The sequence below is a fragment of the Aliiroseovarius sp. PrR006 genome, from assembly GCF_010500215.1.
In the GTDB taxonomy this organism is placed as follows: Bacteria; Pseudomonadota; Alphaproteobacteria; order Rhodobacterales; family Rhodobacteraceae; genus Aliiroseovarius.
In genome coordinates, this window is the sequence record NZ_JAAGOY010000004.1 from 917,215 (window position 1) to 932,892 (window position 15,678).

The 15,678-nt window shown below is 58.8% G+C and carries 17 protein-coding genes; 12 read left to right on the top strand and 5 right to left on the bottom strand.

Going from position 1 to position 15,678, the window contains the following annotated elements; all coding sequences use genetic code 11:
* Positions 1-278: 278 nt before the first annotated feature.
* Positions 279-569: a hypothetical protein gene (locus G0Q00_RS04520; RefSeq protein WP_163036781.1), complete on the top strand. Its 291-nt coding sequence runs from the start codon at positions 279-281 to the stop codon at positions 567-569.
* A 114-nt stretch (positions 570-683) separates the two neighbouring features.
* Here G0Q00_RS04520 and gor read toward each other — a convergent pair whose 3' ends face one another.
* Together gor and rpiA are read right to left on the bottom strand one after the other, a co-directional pair.
* The gene (gene gor / locus G0Q00_RS04525; RefSeq protein ID WP_163036784.1) at positions 684-2,051 is read right to left on the bottom strand and encodes a glutathione-disulfide reductase; all 1,368 of its coding nucleotides are present in this window, start codon (positions 2,049-2,051) and stop codon (positions 684-686) included.
* Positions 2,052-2,188: 137 nt separating this feature from the next.
* Positions 2,189-2,971, bottom strand: a complete 783-nt coding sequence (rpiA, locus tag G0Q00_RS04530; RefSeq protein WP_163036786.1) for a ribose-5-phosphate isomerase RpiA — start codon at positions 2,969-2,971, stop codon at positions 2,189-2,191.
* A 129-nt stretch (positions 2,972-3,100) separates the two neighbouring features.
* On the opposite strand from rpiA, the gene G0Q00_RS04535 reads away from it, so the two are divergent.
* The 3 genes from G0Q00_RS04535 to G0Q00_RS04545 all read left to right on the top strand — a co-directional run bounded on the left by G0Q00_RS04535 (position 3,101) and on the right by G0Q00_RS04545 (position 5,689).
* A complete protein-coding gene (locus tag G0Q00_RS04535; RefSeq protein ID WP_163036788.1) occupies positions 3,101-3,784 on the top strand; it encodes a glutathione S-transferase family protein in 684 nt (227 codons plus the stop codon).
* A 65-nt stretch (positions 3,785-3,849) separates the two neighbouring features.
* On the top strand, positions 3,850-4,203 hold the full coding sequence (locus G0Q00_RS04540; RefSeq protein WP_163036790.1) for a YbaN family protein: 354 nt from the start codon (positions 3,850-3,852) through the stop codon (positions 4,201-4,203).
* Between the two features lie 106 nt (positions 4,204-4,309).
* Positions 4,310-5,689 carry an L-serine ammonia-lyase gene (locus G0Q00_RS04545; protein ID WP_163036792.1) on the top strand — a complete coding sequence of 460 codons (1,380 nt, stop codon included), beginning with the start codon at positions 4,310-4,312 and terminating at the stop codon, positions 5,687-5,689.
* 14 nt (positions 5,690-5,703) lie between these two features.
* On the opposite strand, the gene G0Q00_RS04550 is transcribed toward G0Q00_RS04545, so the two are convergent.
* Entirely contained in the window at positions 5,704-6,480 is a 777-nt protein-coding gene (locus G0Q00_RS04550) for a thiamine diphosphokinase (RefSeq protein WP_163036794.1), read from the bottom strand.
* Positions 6,481-6,532: 52 nt separating this feature from the next.
* Here G0Q00_RS04550 and G0Q00_RS04555 point away from each other — a divergent pair, with 52 nt between their 5' ends.
* Complete coding sequence (locus G0Q00_RS04555) at positions 6,533-8,560, top strand: hypothetical protein (RefSeq protein ID WP_163036796.1); 2,028 nt, start codon at positions 6,533-6,535, stop codon at positions 8,558-8,560.
* Between the two features lie 48 nt (positions 8,561-8,608).
* Here the strand turns inward: G0Q00_RS04555 and G0Q00_RS04560 are convergent, their stop codons facing one another.
* Both G0Q00_RS04560 and G0Q00_RS04565 read right to left on the bottom strand, forming a co-directional pair.
* Positions 8,609-8,890, bottom strand: a complete 282-nt coding sequence (locus tag G0Q00_RS04560) for a DUF2842 domain-containing protein (protein WP_163036798.1) — start codon at positions 8,888-8,890, stop codon at positions 8,609-8,611.
* Positions 8,891-8,894: 4 nt separating this feature from the next.
* On the bottom strand, positions 8,895-10,190 hold the full coding sequence (locus G0Q00_RS04565; protein ID WP_163036800.1) for an adenylosuccinate synthase: 1,296 nt from the start codon (positions 10,188-10,190) through the stop codon (positions 8,895-8,897).
* A 183-nt stretch (positions 10,191-10,373) separates the two neighbouring features.
* Between G0Q00_RS04565 and secG the strand changes: the two genes are divergently transcribed.
* From secG to G0Q00_RS04600, 7 genes are all read left to right on the top strand, one after another.
* The gene (gene secG, locus G0Q00_RS04570; RefSeq protein WP_163036802.1) at positions 10,374-10,742 is read left to right on the top strand and encodes a preprotein translocase subunit SecG; all 369 of its coding nucleotides are present in this window, start codon (positions 10,374-10,376) and stop codon (positions 10,740-10,742) included.
* 270 nt (positions 10,743-11,012) lie between these two features.
* Entirely contained in the window at positions 11,013-12,656 is a 1,644-nt protein-coding gene (locus G0Q00_RS04575; protein WP_163036804.1) for a CTP synthase, read from the top strand.
* A 94-nt stretch (positions 12,657-12,750) separates the two neighbouring features.
* Positions 12,751-13,140 carry a TerB family tellurite resistance protein gene (locus tag G0Q00_RS04580; protein WP_163036806.1) on the top strand — a complete coding sequence of 130 codons (390 nt, stop codon included), beginning with the start codon at positions 12,751-12,753 and terminating at the stop codon, positions 13,138-13,140.
* Positions 13,137-13,814: a hypothetical protein gene (locus G0Q00_RS04585; protein WP_163036808.1), complete on the top strand. Its 678-nt coding sequence runs from the start codon at positions 13,137-13,139 to the stop codon at positions 13,812-13,814. The genes G0Q00_RS04580 and G0Q00_RS04585 overlap by 4 nt, the downstream gene beginning before the upstream one ends.
* 16 nt (positions 13,815-13,830) lie before the next feature.
* The gene (locus tag G0Q00_RS04590) at positions 13,831-14,124 is read left to right on the top strand and encodes a DUF1330 domain-containing protein (RefSeq protein WP_163036810.1); all 294 of its coding nucleotides are present in this window, start codon (positions 13,831-13,833) and stop codon (positions 14,122-14,124) included.
* Between the two features lie 49 nt (positions 14,125-14,173).
* Positions 14,174-14,614: a TerB family tellurite resistance protein gene (locus tag G0Q00_RS04595; RefSeq protein ID WP_163036812.1), complete on the top strand. Its 441-nt coding sequence runs from the start codon at positions 14,174-14,176 to the stop codon at positions 14,612-14,614.
* Between the two features lie 229 nt (positions 14,615-14,843).
* Positions 14,844-15,647 (top strand): amino acid ABC transporter ATP-binding protein, encoded by an 804-nt coding sequence (locus G0Q00_RS04600; protein ID WP_163036814.1) that lies wholly within the window; start codon positions 14,844-14,846, stop codon positions 15,645-15,647.
* The last annotated feature ends 31 nt before the right edge of the window (positions 15,648-15,678 follow it).

Sequence of the window (15,678 nt, forward strand, 5' to 3'; positions counted from 1 at the left end):
GGGTTTCGCGGTCATAACTGGCCTTTTACAGGCGGATTTTCAAGAGACCACACCAAAGGTTGCCCCGGTTTTCGTCGTTTCCTGTGCCACTTCGCAAGCCAAGCAGGCATATCAGCAGAAAAAGTGGGGTTTTGGTGCGCACAGCAATGCTGGAGCGACCAATCCCTTTGCTCATCTACCGGGGGCAATCTGAGCTGTGCTACAATGCCCCATTATTTGTATGTCTTTGTTTTGAGGAAAATCGAGCAGCGTAGCACTTTAATTTAAGGAGTTAAGCTATGCAGATTGAACTCATAAGTTTGTTAATGGTCCATTTTTTATGTAACGCATCGGCACAGGAAGGGCCGCTGAATATGGATGCAGCACTTTTTTGCTCTTCTAATTTCGAACGGGTCAAAGTGGCGCTACATCCCACACTGTCTCTTGAAGCCTACGATCAAATGACGACCGAAGAGCGCGTAGAGATCAGCGTCGAAGGATACGCGTATTACAAAGCCTGGCTGCAAGAGAATCCAGACCTTAGCGAACAGTTTCGGCTGTCCGCCACTGTTGTGATGACCAACTGGTAGGCGGTTTCAAAGGGCCTGCATTCCGACGTCATCAGAGGGGTGAAGTTTGGGGAAAACGCTCGGTGCAATGTGAAGCGATCCCCCAAACTTTGTATCTTTCAAATTGGCCTGATCTTAGTCGCTGCGGGTGGGCGACTTCATCAGCACGATTTCTTCAGACATGGTTGGGTGAACGGCCACGGTGCGGTCGAAATCGGCCTTGGTCGCGCCCATTTTCACGGCCACAGCAGCCAGCTGGATCATCTCACCCGCACCGTCTCCGACGATATGCACGCCCAGCACTTTCTGGGTCTCTTGGCTGACGATCAGCTTGAACAGCACACGCTCGTTCGAGCCGATAAAGCTTTTCTGCATGGGGCGGAAAGCGGCGCAGTAAACGTCGATCTTTTCTTGGACGCGGGCGTCTTCCTCGGACATACCGACAGCGCCGTACTCGGGCTGGGTGAACACGGCCGAGGCCACGTTTTCGTGGTCTGGCTTGGTCGGATTGCCGTTGAAGACAGTTTCGACGAACGCCATACCCTCGCGAATGGCGACTGGGGTCAGCGTGATCCGGTTGGTGACATCACCCACCGCATAGATCGACGGGACTGAGGTCTGGCTGTAGTCATCAACGACAACTTCGCCTCCCCGGCCAAGTTTCACGCCAGTCTCTTCAAGGCCAAGCTCGTCGGTGTTTGGCACGCGTCCGGTAGCGAAGAGCACTTGATCAAAGACCTCTTCACGGCCATCGGTGCCCTTGACCCAGATGGCGCCGTCACGCTCTTCCATGCGCTCGACTTCAAGACCCACATGCAGGTCAACACCACGCTCGCGGATGTGCTCGGCCAAGAAGCCGCGCACTTCGTCGTCAAAGCCACGCAGGATCTGCGCGCCGCGGTACCATTGGGCGACTTGGCTACCCAAGCCGTTGAAGATGCAGGCAAACTCGGTCGCAATATAGCCACCACCGACGATCAGGATCCGCGGGGGGAAGTCTTCCAGATTGAACACTTCGTTCGAGGTAATGCCCAGCTCGGCCGCACCCGGTGTGTCGGGAATGAAGGGTCGTCCACCAGTCGCCACAAGAATGTGCTTGGCGGTAAAGCTCTCGCCCGTCGACAGCTCGACCGTGTGTGCGTCTTTCACAACCGCACGAGCGTTGTAGATGTCGGCACCCGAGTTGCCGAGGTTGCGGTTATAGATCCCTTCGAGGCGCTCAAGTTCAGCATGCAACGCAGGACGGAATGTGTTTTTCCAGTCGAACGTCCCGCGTTCGTTACCCTTCCAGCCATAGGCGCGTGCATCAGCGGACGCGGGCCCGTGCTGCGAGGCAAAGACCATCAGTTTTTTCGGTACACAGCCGCGGATGACACAGGTGCCGCCCATCCGGAACTCTTCCGCCAGCGCCACTTTCGCGCCGCCTTCGGCTGCCACGCGACCAGCGCGCACGCCGCCCGAGCCGCCGCCGATTACAAAGAGGTCATAGTCAAATCCGCTCATATCCATTGCCTTTCACATCCCACCCGGTCGGGTGCGCATCACATCGGGGTTTGCATCCGCTGAAAGCTAGGAGCTTGGCACGCGGCTTTCCACCCCCAGAATTGTCACATTGATCACGTTTCCGCGTTTGATCCCAATCAGATATCCGCAAACATGTTTGCTTCCTGCCCGGTTTCGACCTGCACCTCAGTCAGGGTGCCGTCGGTCAGATCGGTCACTTCAATCCGCCCATCGCCATGACCGCAGATCACCATGTCGCAAATGTCGATGAACAGCCCGTTCTCGACCACACCCGGAACCTGGTTCAACGCAAGCGCAAGGTGGCGCGGGTCGCCTATCCGTTTCAGATGCAGATCGATGATATGGTTGCCCTGATCGGTCATAAAAGGTTCATCGTCGATCATCCGCATCACGGATTCCCAGCCCAGAACGTCCATCCCGTCCAGCATCGCCTCGACGGTGGCGCGGGTGGTTTGCAGCCCGAAAGGCACGACCTCGATCGGCAGGGGGAATGCGCCAAGATGGGCGACGGATTTCGAGTGATCGGCAATCACGATCATACGATCCGACGCCGAGGCGACGATCTTTTCGTGCAGCAATGCCCCGCCGCCACCTTTGATCAGGGTAAGCTCGGCATCATATTCGTCGGTCCCGTCGATGGTGATGTCCAGCCACTTCACGTCGTCCAAAGTGGCAACCCGCAGTCCGGCCTCTTGCGCAAGGGCAGCGGTGCGACGGCTGGTCGGCACGCCGACGATATTCAGCCCCTCCTCGCGAACGCGTTCGCCAAGGTATTTGACCATCCACGCCGAAGTCGACCCGGTCCCCAGCCCGATGCTCATCCCATCTTCAACGAACTGAACAGCGTATTTCGCCGCAATGCTTTTTGCCGTGTCGATAGGTGAAAGTTCTGCGGTCATTACAACGAATCCCTCAAACCAAACAACTGTTGCGCAGTTTATACGGCGCGGACCCCGCGTTGGCGAGTATCGAGCCAAACCGGCATCTTTTTTCTGGTCACTTTGCTGTGGATTTGATTGTGTCGCGCCATGTTGAGACTTCACTACGCCCCCGACAACGCATCCCTGATCATCCGGCTTGTGCTGGAGGAACTGGGCGAGCCCTATGAAACCGTTCTGGTGGACCGCGGCAGCAATGCGCAGCAAAGCCCGGCCTATCTGAAGGTCAATCCGATGGGAACGATCCCCGCGCTTGAGACCCCGCATGGCGTGATCTTTGAAACCGCGGCCATTCTGTTGTGGCTGGTGGATCGCGCCGGTCAGCTGGCCCCTACTGCAAACAGCCCCGATCGCGGTGCATTTCTGTCATGGATGATGGTGGCCTCGAACGGATTGCAGATGGATTTGCGTCAACATTTCTATGCCGAACGCTTCACAACCGGATCGGTGGAAGACCACCGCCGCATCGTGGCCAAACGTCTGCAAGGGCATTTGGATCGCTACGAGGCGCTTTTAGGCGAAGGACATGCGTGGTTTGGGGGCGAGGCGCCGACCGCGCTGGACTACTACGTTGCTACACCCCTGCGCTGGTTTGCGCTGTATTTGCGCAACGAGCCGTGGTTCGCACTTGAGAACTGGCCGCGCCTGCAAACCCTTGCCAAGCGGATCGAATCCCGCCCCGCGATGCAGGCGGCGATGGCCGCCGAAGGCTTGGGCGAGACGCCCCTCAGCAACCCCGCGCCCGCTGATCCGCCGGAAGGTGTGGCGCTTTAAGGCACCATCTGGACAATCCCCCTCTGGCGTCTGAGACTGTCGGGGCAGCAACATGGGCGCAGATCATGGGCAAGTATTTCTATCTCACGCTTGGCTGGTGCGCCGTCGCGCTTGGCCTGCTCGGAGTCATTCTGCCGGTTCTGCCCACCACACCATTCCTGCTGGTCGCGGCCTTTGCCTTTGGCAACAGCAGCCCCCGCGCGCGGGCTTGGCTGATTGATCACGCCCATTTCGGCCCCGCCATTCGCGATTGGGAAGAGCGTGGCGCGATCTCGCGGCGGGCCAAAACGCTCGCCACTAGCATGATGGCGCTGGTGCTTGCCATTTCACTGATACTGGGTGCCCCGTGGTGGGTGGTGCTGGCGCAAGTCGTGCTGATGGGGGCCGGAGCCGCGTTCATTCTGACCCGCCCAGACTGACCCCCGACCTGATCAGCAACGCGATTGGCGTAAAAACTGTCGCTTTTTCACGCACCTAGTGGCGGAAAATCCGCACAATGATCTGACGTAATCAAGCGAGGTCAAAATGTTCCTGTCTGTATTCGACATGTTCAAGGTCGGGGTCGGCCCCAGTTCGTCCCACACGATGGGGCCGATGGTTGCGGGTGCCCGCTTTCTGGATCTGCTGCGCGAACAGCCGTTCGAAGTGCATGGGCTGAAAGCCTCGCTGCATGGCTCGCTTGCGTTCACAGGCGTCGGCCACGCGACCGACCGCGCGACCATTCTGGGATTGGCTGGATTCCTACCCGACAGTTATGACCACGCCAGAGCCGAGGCGGCGATGGCCGCGATCGAGGAAACCAGCACTGTCTCTCCGGAAGGGCTGGGCACGCTGAAATTCGCGCCGAAAACTGATCTGATCTTCGACTACGAGCACCCCCTACCCGGCCATGCCAACGGCATGCAGCTGATGGCAACTGACGCGCAAGGCGACGTTGTTGTACGCGAGACCTATTACTCGATCGGCGGCGGGTTCGTCGTGACCGAAGCCGAGCAGGCCCAAGAGGCCAAGCTGGACGCCGAAGACGCCAAAACCCATCCGTTCCCGTTTGAAAACGCCGTGCAAATGCTCGAGATGGCGAAAGCCTCGGGCAAGAGCATCGCGGATATGAAGCGCGCGAACGAGCTGATACATATGGGCCCTGCCTCGCTGGCCGAGAAGCTCGACCGGGTTTGGGAAGTTATGCAGGACTGCATCCAGCGCGGGTTAGCGAACGATGGTATTCTGCCCGGCGGGCTGTTGGTCAAACGTCGCGCTAAAGCGATCCACGAAAGCCTGATCGCCGAACAGGGTCTGAACCTGACCGCCCCGCATACGATCAACGATTGGATGAGCGTCTATGCGATGGCGGTGAACGAGGAGAACGCCGCGGGTGGACAGGTTGTGACCAGCCCAACCAATGGCGCGGCAGGCGTGTTGCCTGCGGTGGTCTATTATTGGCTGAACCACGTGCCAGGGGCCTCGGCCTCGCGCGTTCACGACTTCCTGCTGACCGCCTCGGCCATTGGCGCCATCGTCAAACACAACGCGTCGATCTCGGGTGCCGAAGCCGGGTGTCAGGCCGAGGTCGGATCGGCCAGCGCCATGGCCGCTGCCGGTCTGTGCGCTGTTATGGGCGGGACACCTGAGCAGGTAGAAAACGCCGCAGAAATCGCACTGGAACACCATCTGGGCCTGACCTGTGACCCCGTGCGCGGTCTAGTTCAAGTCCCGTGCATCGAACGCAACGGTCTGGGCGCGATCAAGGCGGTGTCCGCCGCGTCCCTCGCTCTGCGTGGCGACGGCACCCATCTGGTCCCGCTGGACGCCTGCATCAAGACGATGTTCGAGACCGGTCAGGACATGATGGAGAAATACAAAGAGACCTCTCTGGGCGGACTGGCAGTCAACGTTCCGAACTGCTGACCCCAAACTGCGCGCTATGGGCAGAGCGAAGGATCGCCCTGCCACAGCGCCCGCACGGCCTGTCGCAGGAAGGCGCGTGGCAGAATTACCAAAAGCCCATCTCCCTCGGCTGATAGGGTGATGGGTCCATCCGTCACCTCGTTCGAGGTGCCAATCTGCCCCCAGGGTGCAAACTCCAACCCTTCAACAGGCCAGCGCAAACCGGTGCAATGTGCCACCACGCGGGCCATGGGAAACAGCGACAAACGCGTGCCAACGGGCAGCTCCAGCGAGACATCGTGGGAGAGGTGAAAACAGATGTCCTCGTCTCCCAAAAGAATCGCTGGTTTCCGCGCCTGACGCACCAAAACCGAATAGCAGGCCAACTGATGATCCATGCGCTTGCCAGTGAAGCCTGCGCACAGGATTACCGGTGCCTCGACAAGGTCCAATGCCTTATCAAAATCCGTTCTGTTCTGGTCGGGTGTTTCGATCAAAATTGAGGGATCCAAGGACGCGCGTGCTGCATCGGATATAGAATCGAAATCCCCCGAAACCCCCAACAAATCAAGGCCCAGCGACACCGCTCGGTTCGCACCGCCATCAACCCCGAACAGATTCGGGGCTAATGTTAACGATTCAGCGATGTCTTGCGCGGTAGAGTGCCCCCCACCAAGCAACGTAACACCCGCGTCCAGACACAACTCCTGACAACCCATGGTTAGTATTTTGGCCTCTCTCCACACAATCGCCACATTCTCGCCGCAGAAAAATCCCATCCGCATCGCGCTTTTGCGCAATTTAAGCAGCATATATAGTTAAATGTATCGTTGTCGTCGTTCTGGTTGAGAAGGTAAGTTTTTAATGGTTAACAACAACAAGATCCTTACGGTTTCCTATGGCACGTTTTCCTGCACGCTGGAAGGGTTTGATGATCCGTTTGGCGCCATGAAATCGATTGCCGAATATTTCCGTGGTTTGGCCGAGCAAGACCGCTCGTTTGGCGCAGAACCCGTGGCACCCGACACATCTGTGCTGCACCAGATTGCCGAGCGTGAATCCCTGAAACAGGTTGATGCCGAGATCGAGGATAAGGGCATTATCCTGCGTCAAAGCGGTGAAGACCTGAAGGCGCAAGCGGCTGGCCAACCCGAAATTGAAGATGACAAGCCCGCCACAGAGACAGCCAAAGTTGTCGCAATGGACGCGCAATCTGATGAGCGCGAAGACAACGCTGGCGCGCAACACGACCTGAACGAAGATGATGCGCTGTCAAAACTGTCTCGCCTGCGCGCTGCGGCGATGGACGATGCGCCGACCTCGGACGAGTTTCTGGAAGATGAACATGCCGCTGGCTCGGTAAAATCAGCGCTGACAGATCTGGATGATCTGGACGAATTTGAAGGGCTGATCAGCAACCATGCGCGTGCCGCAGATGCTGAGACGGAAGAAGAAACCGTGTCCGAAACCGCTGACCGTGAAGCCAAGCGTCAGCGTGTGAAAGATCAGATCGCGATGAATGATGATGGGGCACCTGAACCTCAGGTCACCGCCCTTACCCTCGGCGCGGAAGATGCTGTTGACGCGGCACTGGTCGTACAACAGACCGACGAAGCCGATCGCCGCGAGAACGCACCAAGCGAGGCAAGCAATGTATCGCGTGTCCTGCGTGTGAAACGGAAACGCCGGAATGACGGCGAAGAAGACGTCGTCATCTCGCAGACCAACACGCCCACAAGCGACAGCATTGAAGATGCGACCGAGATCGGCACGGAAACCTCTGTGGATACGGCAGCCGAACAAGAAAGCGTGCTGACGGCAGAGCAAGAGGCTGACCTGGCCGCTGAACTGGCACAGGCAGAGGCCGAAACCCGTGCAGAACTTGAACAGCAGCCCGAACCAGCGCCCGCGATCAAATCCGCGTTCGCATCCATTGCGCCGCTGCCGCCACTGCCACTGGACGATTCTTTGCGCGTTGCCGTGCAGGAAGTGTCGACCAAGGTTGGTGACAGCATCACTGGCGATATCTCGGCAAGCGCCCCGCGCAGCGAACTGCACACCGAAATCGAAGCGCTTTTGTCGACGATGGAAGCCGAAAGCCGCATGGACGCCCGCCGCGAGCGCCGCGCGCAAGTCTTTGACGATCAAGAATCGGCACGTGACGACACGGCATTGGACCGCATTCTGGCGGAAACCAACACCCAAATGGACGATCAGAATGCCTCGCGTCGTCGCAATTCGATCAGCCACCTGAAGGCCGCGGTTCAAGCAACCCGTGCCGACAAGCCCGGCGGTCCGGTTGAGGTCGCGGAAGAAGAGCAGAAATCGCCCTATCGCAGTGATTTGGCGCAGGCCGTGAAGCCGCCAAGCCCTGAGGCAACCGCACCGAAATCTCCGGGACCGCAGCGCACCTCGCCGCTGGTCCTGATTTCCGAACAGCGGATTAAAGAGACCGACATCGAACAGGACAATTCAGTTACGGCGCCGCGTGACCGTCTTGTTCGCCCGCGTCGCGTCAATGTCAGCACAAGCCGCAAGCGCCCGGACGGCACCGAGGCGGATTCGGATGCAGAGCCGGTCTACGCCGCCACTGCCGACCTGACCTCCTTTGTGGCCTTCACGTCAAATATCGACCACGGTGACATCGAAGGCTACCTGCGTGCAGCTGCTTCGTTTGTCACGCAGGCGTCAGGGCTGTCGCATTTCAGCCGCCCTCAGGTGGTGAAACTGGTGACCAAGCTTGATGTTCCCGGCGGGATCTCGCGTGAAGATGCGCTGCGTTCCTTTGGTCGTCTTCTGCGGGAAGGTGACATCATCAAAGTGGCACAGGGCTGCTATTCCCTGACCGCTGTGAACACCAACGTTGATCAGGGCGGGTTGCAAACCGCCTGATCCGACCACGATCTGTAAACAAAAAAGGCCCCGATCTCGGGGCCTTTTTTATTCGTTGTCTTCTTTATCCTTTAGGGCGTATTTCCCTGCGGGATCATGGGGATAGCTGGATTCATCTTCGTCCGGATCGGCCTTTCCGACCCCTAAGAACACCTGCTTCAATGGCACCATCCACAGGAAGCCAAGTACCGCATAGACGATGAACTCGAGCCAGATGGGCGGACGGTTAAACAGGCTAACCACGAACACCGCCGCGACGATGTAAAGCGGCAGCCCGACGACCAGCACCAGAAGTGCCAGACGCTTGCGTGCCTTGTATCCCAGCGCCATCAGATCAATCCGCGAACGGGTCAGTCACCAGAATGGTGTCGTCCCGTTCCGGGCTGGTGGACAGAAGGGCCACGGGGCACTCGATCAGTTCTTCGACGCGCTTAACGTACTTAATCGCGTTGGCGGGCAGATCATTCCAGCTGCGCGCGCCTTCGGTCGATTCCGACCAGCCGGGCATCTCTTCATAGATCGGGGTGCAACGGGCCTGCTGATCAGCCGCGGTGGGAAGGTAATCCATGCGTTCACCGTCCAGATCATAGCCCACGCAAATCTTCAGGGTCTCGAACCCGTCCAGAACGTCCAGTTTCGTCAGTGAGATCCCCGTCACGCCCGAGGTGGCACAGGTCTGGCGCACCAAAGCGGCGTCAAACCAGCCACAGCGGCGCTTGCGGCCAGTGGTGGTGCCGAACTCGTGCCCACGTTCGCCCAGACGCTGACCATCATCATCGTCTAGCTCGGTCGGGAACGGGCCTTCACCCACGCGGGTGGTGTAGGCTTTCACGATGCCCAGAACATAGTCGATCGAGCCCGGCCCGATGCCCACGCCGGTGGCCGCCTGTCCTGCAATCACGTTCGAGGACGTCACAAAAGGATAGGTGCCGAAATCAATGTCCAGAAGCGCGCCCTGCGCACCTTCAAACAGGATCCGATTGCCGGATTTGCGCTTTTCATTCAGCACTTTCCACACCGGAGCGGCGAATTTCAGGATGGCCGGAGCGACCTCTTTCAGAAGCGCAACCAACGCGTCGCGGTCGATGGGCTCGATGCCCAGACCCTTGCGCAGCGGATCGTGGTGCTGAAGCGCGCGGTCGACGCGGGCCTCAAGCGTGGCATCATCTGCCAGATCGGCCACGCGGATGGCGCGACGGCCCACCTTATCCTCATAGCATGGGCCGATACCGCGACCGGTGGTCCCGATCTTGGTGCCCTTCGACGCGGCTTCTTCGCGGGCGCGGTCGAGCTCTCCGTGGAACGGTAGGATCAGCGGGGTGTTTTCCGCGATCATCAGCGTTTCCGGAGAAATATCAACGCCTTGCGCGGTAACTGTTTCGATTTCCTTCAGCAGGTTCCACGGGTCCAATACGACACCGTTGCCGATCACACTCAGCTTGCCGCCACGCACAACACCCGAGGGCAGCGCATGCAGCTTGTAAACCGCTCCGTCAATAACAAGAGTATGGCCCGCATTGTGCCCCCCTTGGAATCGGCAGATCACATCGGCACGTTCGCTGAGCCAGTCAACGATCTTACCTTTTCCTTCATCGCCCCATTGGGCGCCTACGACAACGACATTGGCCATGGTCTTTTTCCTATCTCAAAGAAAACCCGGCCCGGTATAGCGGCACATCTTCCCCAGCGAAAGGAGTATTTGCTGCGAATGCAGAAAGGTCGCGATCCTGCCCGCTGCGGCTTGCACCCTGCGTTCTTTTCGCCTACATACCCCGGCAGATCGAATGAACCCAAACCACGGGAAACGCCCCATATGGAAAACGTCATCCTCGTCATTCACCTGATCCTTGCCCTTGGGCTGATCGGGATCGTGCTTTTGCAGCGCTCTGAGGGCGGTGGCCTTGGCATCGGTGGCGGTGGCGGTGGCGGCGTTATGTCGGCACGTGGTGCGGCAACGGCTTTGGGCAAACTGACCTGGGGTTTTGCGATTGCCTTCCTGGTGACCTCGATCTCGCTGACGATCATTTCGGCAAAGAATTCGGCTGATAGCTCGGTCGTGGATGCGCTGGGTCTTGAAGCGCCCGCCGCTGAAGGCGAGGCCGCGCCTGCAGTACCTGATGTCAGCAACCTGCTGCCGCCGGTGAACACCGACGACAGCCTGACCCCGCCGCGCGCAGATTGATCATCGGGCAGGTTCGCCTGCCCCATATCGTGCGTCGAACCGGTTTTCGCTTAGAAAACCGGACGATAGACAGCCCATACAACACCTAGAGGCGGGGCGCAAAGCCGCCCCATTATCTAGACGATCCGGTTGCACGGGAGGCCGGAATCGATTATATCTTTAATCCCGTGAGGACCGGATTCGCAGCGGTGTTTTCTGCTTGCTGTTTGCGCATCCACTTACCAGCTATTGCGGCGCAACGACGCCAGTATCACGGGGGCAGCCAACCACATGGCACGTTACATCTTCATCACCGGCGGTGTTGTTTCATCCTTGGGCAAGGGTCTGACCTCGGCCGCATTGGGTGCGCTGTTGCAGGCGCGCGGCTATTCGGTCCGTCTGCGAAAGCTTGACCCCTATCTGAACGTCGATCCCGGCACGATGAGCCCGTTTGAGCATGGCGAAGTCTTCGTGACCGACGACGGCGCCGAGACCGACCTGGACCTTGGCCACTATGAACGCTTCACCGGCGTGGCTGCACGTAACACGGATTCGGTCAGCTCGGGCCGTATCTATACCACCGTGTTGGAAAAAGAGCGCCGTGGCGACTATCTGGGTAAGACCATTCAGGTGATCCCGCACGTCACCAACGAGATCAAAGACTTCATCGAAATCGGGGATGACGAAGTCGATTTCATGCTGTGTGAAATCGGCGGCACCGTGGGTGACATCGAAGCCCTGCCTTTTTTCGAGGCCATCCGCCAGTTCAGCCAAGAACGTCCGCGCGGCCAGTGTATTTTCATGCACCTGACCCTGCTGCCCTATTTGGCAGCCTCGGGCGAACTGAAGACCAAGCCGACCCAGCACAGCGTAAAAGAGCTCCGCTCGATCGGCATCGCGCCGGACGTGCTGGTCTGCCGCTCCGAGCATCCGATTCCCGACAAGGAACGCGCCAAGATCGGTCTGTTCTGTAACGTTCGTCAGGAATCGGTCATCCCGGCTTATGACCTGAAGTCGATCTATGAAGCGCCGATGGCCTATCACAATGTGGGTCTGGATCAGGCTGTTCTGGATGCCTTCCAGATCGCGCCTGCACCAAAACCCGACCTGCGCCGCTGGGAAGACGTCGAAGACCGCATTCACAACGCCGAGGGCGAAGTGAAAATCGCTGTGGTCGGGAAATACACGCAGCTTGAGGACGCCTATAAGTCCATCAAAGAAGCGTTGACCCACGGCGGCATGGCCAACCGCACCCGCGTGAAGCTGGAATGGGTCGATGCCGAGCCTTTCGACAACGAAGATCCTGCCCCCTATCTGGAAGGCTTCCACGCCATTCTGGTTCCCGGCGGCTTTGGTGAACGCGGGACCGAAGGCAAGATCAAGGCTGCGCAATACGCCCGCGAGCACAAGATACCCTATCTGGGCATCTGTCTGGGCATGCAGATGGCCGTGGTCGAGGCCGCGCGCAATGTTGCTGGAATTGAAGATGCCGGATCGGAAGAATTCGATCACGAAGCGGGCGAAACCCGTTTCACGCCGGTTATCTATCACCTGAAAGAATGGGTACAGGGCAACTACAAGGTCAAGCGCAAGGTAGGGGACGACAAAGGCGGCACGATGCGTCTGGGCGCCTATTCCGCGACGCTTGCAGAAGGGTCGAACGTGGCACGGATTTACGGCGGCACCGAACTGGAAGAACGTCACCGTCACCGCTACGAGGTCGATGCAAAATACCGCGAGAAGCTTGAAGCCTGCGGATTAAAATTCTCGGGCATGTCGCCGGACGGTCGCCTGCCAGAGATTGTCGAATGGGAAGATCACCCGTGGTTCATCGGCGTGCAGTTCCACCCGGAACTCAAATCGAAGCCTTTCGATCCTGCGCCGCTGTTTGCTGATTTCGTGCGCGCCGCGAAAGAGATTGAACGGCTGGTCTAAACCACATCGAGTTTACGAACAGGGCGGGGTTTTTCCCGCCCTTTTCTTTGCGCAAACCGTGATTTAGGCTTCCCTAGTTCACGAAGGAGCGCCCATGTCGCAAGCTGACAACATCCGCTGGACCGAAGATGCACAAGGCGCCATGGGCGTGCTGCTGGTCCGCCTGGCGCGCGCGGATGCGAACTATGCCCAGACCGAGATCGCCCGGATCGATCGCCTCTTCGCCCATCACTATGACCTCAACCCCGTCGCAGCCGCGAAACTGCGCGCGGAATGTGAGGCACAGGAAAAACAGGCAGGCCCGACCGACGATCTGGCAAGGGCCGTGCAGGGCCTGATGCCCATGGAACAGAGGGTAAGAATCATCACGGCCTTGTGGCAGGTGTCCCTGGCAGATGGCGTACTTCGCGATGAAGAGGCCGATCTGGTCACGCGCGTGGCCGAGGCATCCGGCGTTCCGCGCGGCGATATTGTTGTGGAATGAAACCCGCTGCATTCATCGCATTCTGCCTGTCCGTTGCCCCAGCCGCGGCCAATCCCATCACGCAAGTCCCCTATGACCTTGTCGCGCAAGCCGCATCTGGTTTGATTGACTTCGAGAGCTTTCCCGTCCTGCCCGAGCCGGGCCAAGCGATTGCCGGTGCAATCCACGCCCCCGGAGCCATCTTGGGAGCCGCGCTGATTGGGCAGAGCCTTGTCGCACAGGATGTCTTCGCCGTTCTCGACGGCGAGCCAAAGCCCCCTCCGCGCGTGGTGCAGCCCCCGACGCGGCCACCTCTGGCCGTTGCCTTCCACGCGGGTTTCGGGTCGAATGCAGCCTTCCCATTAGGCCCCGACGGGTTCACACAGCGGTCCGGCCGAGGGGAAGGCAGTGTGGCAATCAGTTTTGACGCCCCAACCCAATCTTTTGCCCTGCGCCTGCATCTGGACTACTCGGATCCGCTGGGCAGCCGTCCACCACCCGGCCCAGTCTGGCTGAGCTTCTACGACAAAGACGCCACGCTTTTACACACGGATACACTGATGCCCGCGCATGGCGTGCAAAGTTTCGGGTTCCTCAGCTCCACCCCCGTCGCGGCAATTTCGCTGACCCATCAGGATCCCGGTGGAATTGCGATTGACGATATCCGCTATTCACTGGACAGTCTGACAAACTGAACGACAGGGGGCAAAAATGGCCAAAGGATACTGGATCGGACGCGTCGATGTGGACGACCTCGAACGTTACCAAGAATACGTTAAAGCGAACGGCCCAGCCTTCGAGACCTATGGCGCACGATTCTTGATCCGGGGCGGCAAATTCGAATCCGTCGAAGGTCAGTCGCGTTCACGCAATGTCGTGATCGAGTTTCCCAGCTATCAAGACGCCGTCGACTGCTACAACAGTGATATCTATCAAGCCGCCAAGGCCTTCCGCGATCCTGTCTCTCAGGCAGATGTCATCATCATCGAAGGCTATGACGGATAAGTGAAGGAGGTGGGCTTGGCATTTTCTGCGCCATGCCCACATAAAACGAATGCTGAAATCGCTTCTGGACAAACTGACCCAACCCGCCCCCCAGCCGCTTCAGGATGGGGATGCCAGACTAGCCGTGGCGGCCATTCTTGTGCGACTTGCGCGGGCGGATCACGACTATGACGCCGACGAAAAGCGTGCGATTGACCGGATTTTGGCGCAGCGGCATGGGCTATCAGATACCGAGGCCACGTCCCTTCGTACCGAAGCAGAGGCGTTGGAGACCACCGCCCCCGACACGGTCCGTTTTACCAACGCCGTGAAGGATGCCGTGCCATTGGATGATCGCATCGCCATCTTGGAAGCCGCGTGGACAGTTGTCCTGACGGACGGCGCGCGCGCCTCGGAAGAGGATGCACTTATGCGGATGATTCCTCGTTTTTTGGGCATCAGCGATGTCGACAGCAATCTGGCCCGCCAGCGGGCGGCAAAGGCGCTGTAGCCCCCTCAACCCTTTTCAGGTTTTGATTCCCCGCAAAGCGCGCGGCTCTTCGGCCAGACATGCGCGCTCTACCCCGTGTTGATCATCACGACACAAACCGACATTTCGCAGCGCGAACCGACCATCCACCCGGATTTACGTAACTTCCCCGTCATTTCGCCGTTGCAATCCGTATGAATTTGCTTCCTACTCAGGCACCACAAAACCCTGTACTAAGCCGGAACCACTCGTGCCTCGCGATAACTCAGACCATCATTCTGCCGACACTGCGTCGGTCATTGAAATCCGCGACCTGCACAAAAGCTATGGTGCGCTGGAAGTGCTAAAAGGCGTCGATCTGGTCGCCCCGCGCGGGCATGTAGTATCTCTGATCGGGTCATCCGGGTCTGGCAAATCCACCCTTCTGCGCTGTGCCAACCTGCTTGAAGAAAGCCAGCAGGGCGACATCCGCTTTGAAGGCGAGCCGATCAAGTGGAAGGGCCAAGGACTGAACCGTCACCCCGCGGATCGTGCTCAGGTCACGCGCATCCGTACCAACCTGTCGATGGTGTTCCAGCAGTTCAATCTGTGGTCCCACATGACCATCCTGCAAAACGTGATGGAAGCGCCCGTGACCGTTCTTGGCCGCGACAAGGTCGAGGTCGAAGAAAAGGCGCGCGCGTATCTGGCGAAGGTCGGCATTGGCGACAAATGCGACGTCTGGCCCGCGCAGTTGTCCGGTGGCCAACAGCAGCGTGCTGCGATTGCCCGTGCGTTGTGCATGGAACCAAAGGCGCTTTTGTTTGATGAACCCACGTCGGCGCTGGATCCAGAGCTTGAGCAAGAGGTGGTCAAGGTGATCAAAGATCTGGCCGCCGAAGGTCGCACCATGATCATCGTCACCCATGACATGCGCTTGGCCCATGATGTGTCCGATCATGTCGTGTTCCTGCATCAGGGGCTGATCGAAGAAGAGGGTGCGCCGGGCGAGCTGTTCGGCAATCCGAAAAGCGAACGCCTGAAACAATTCCTGTCTCACTCGCAACCCGTGTGAGACCAACTTAAACCAAAAAAGTAACCTGGGA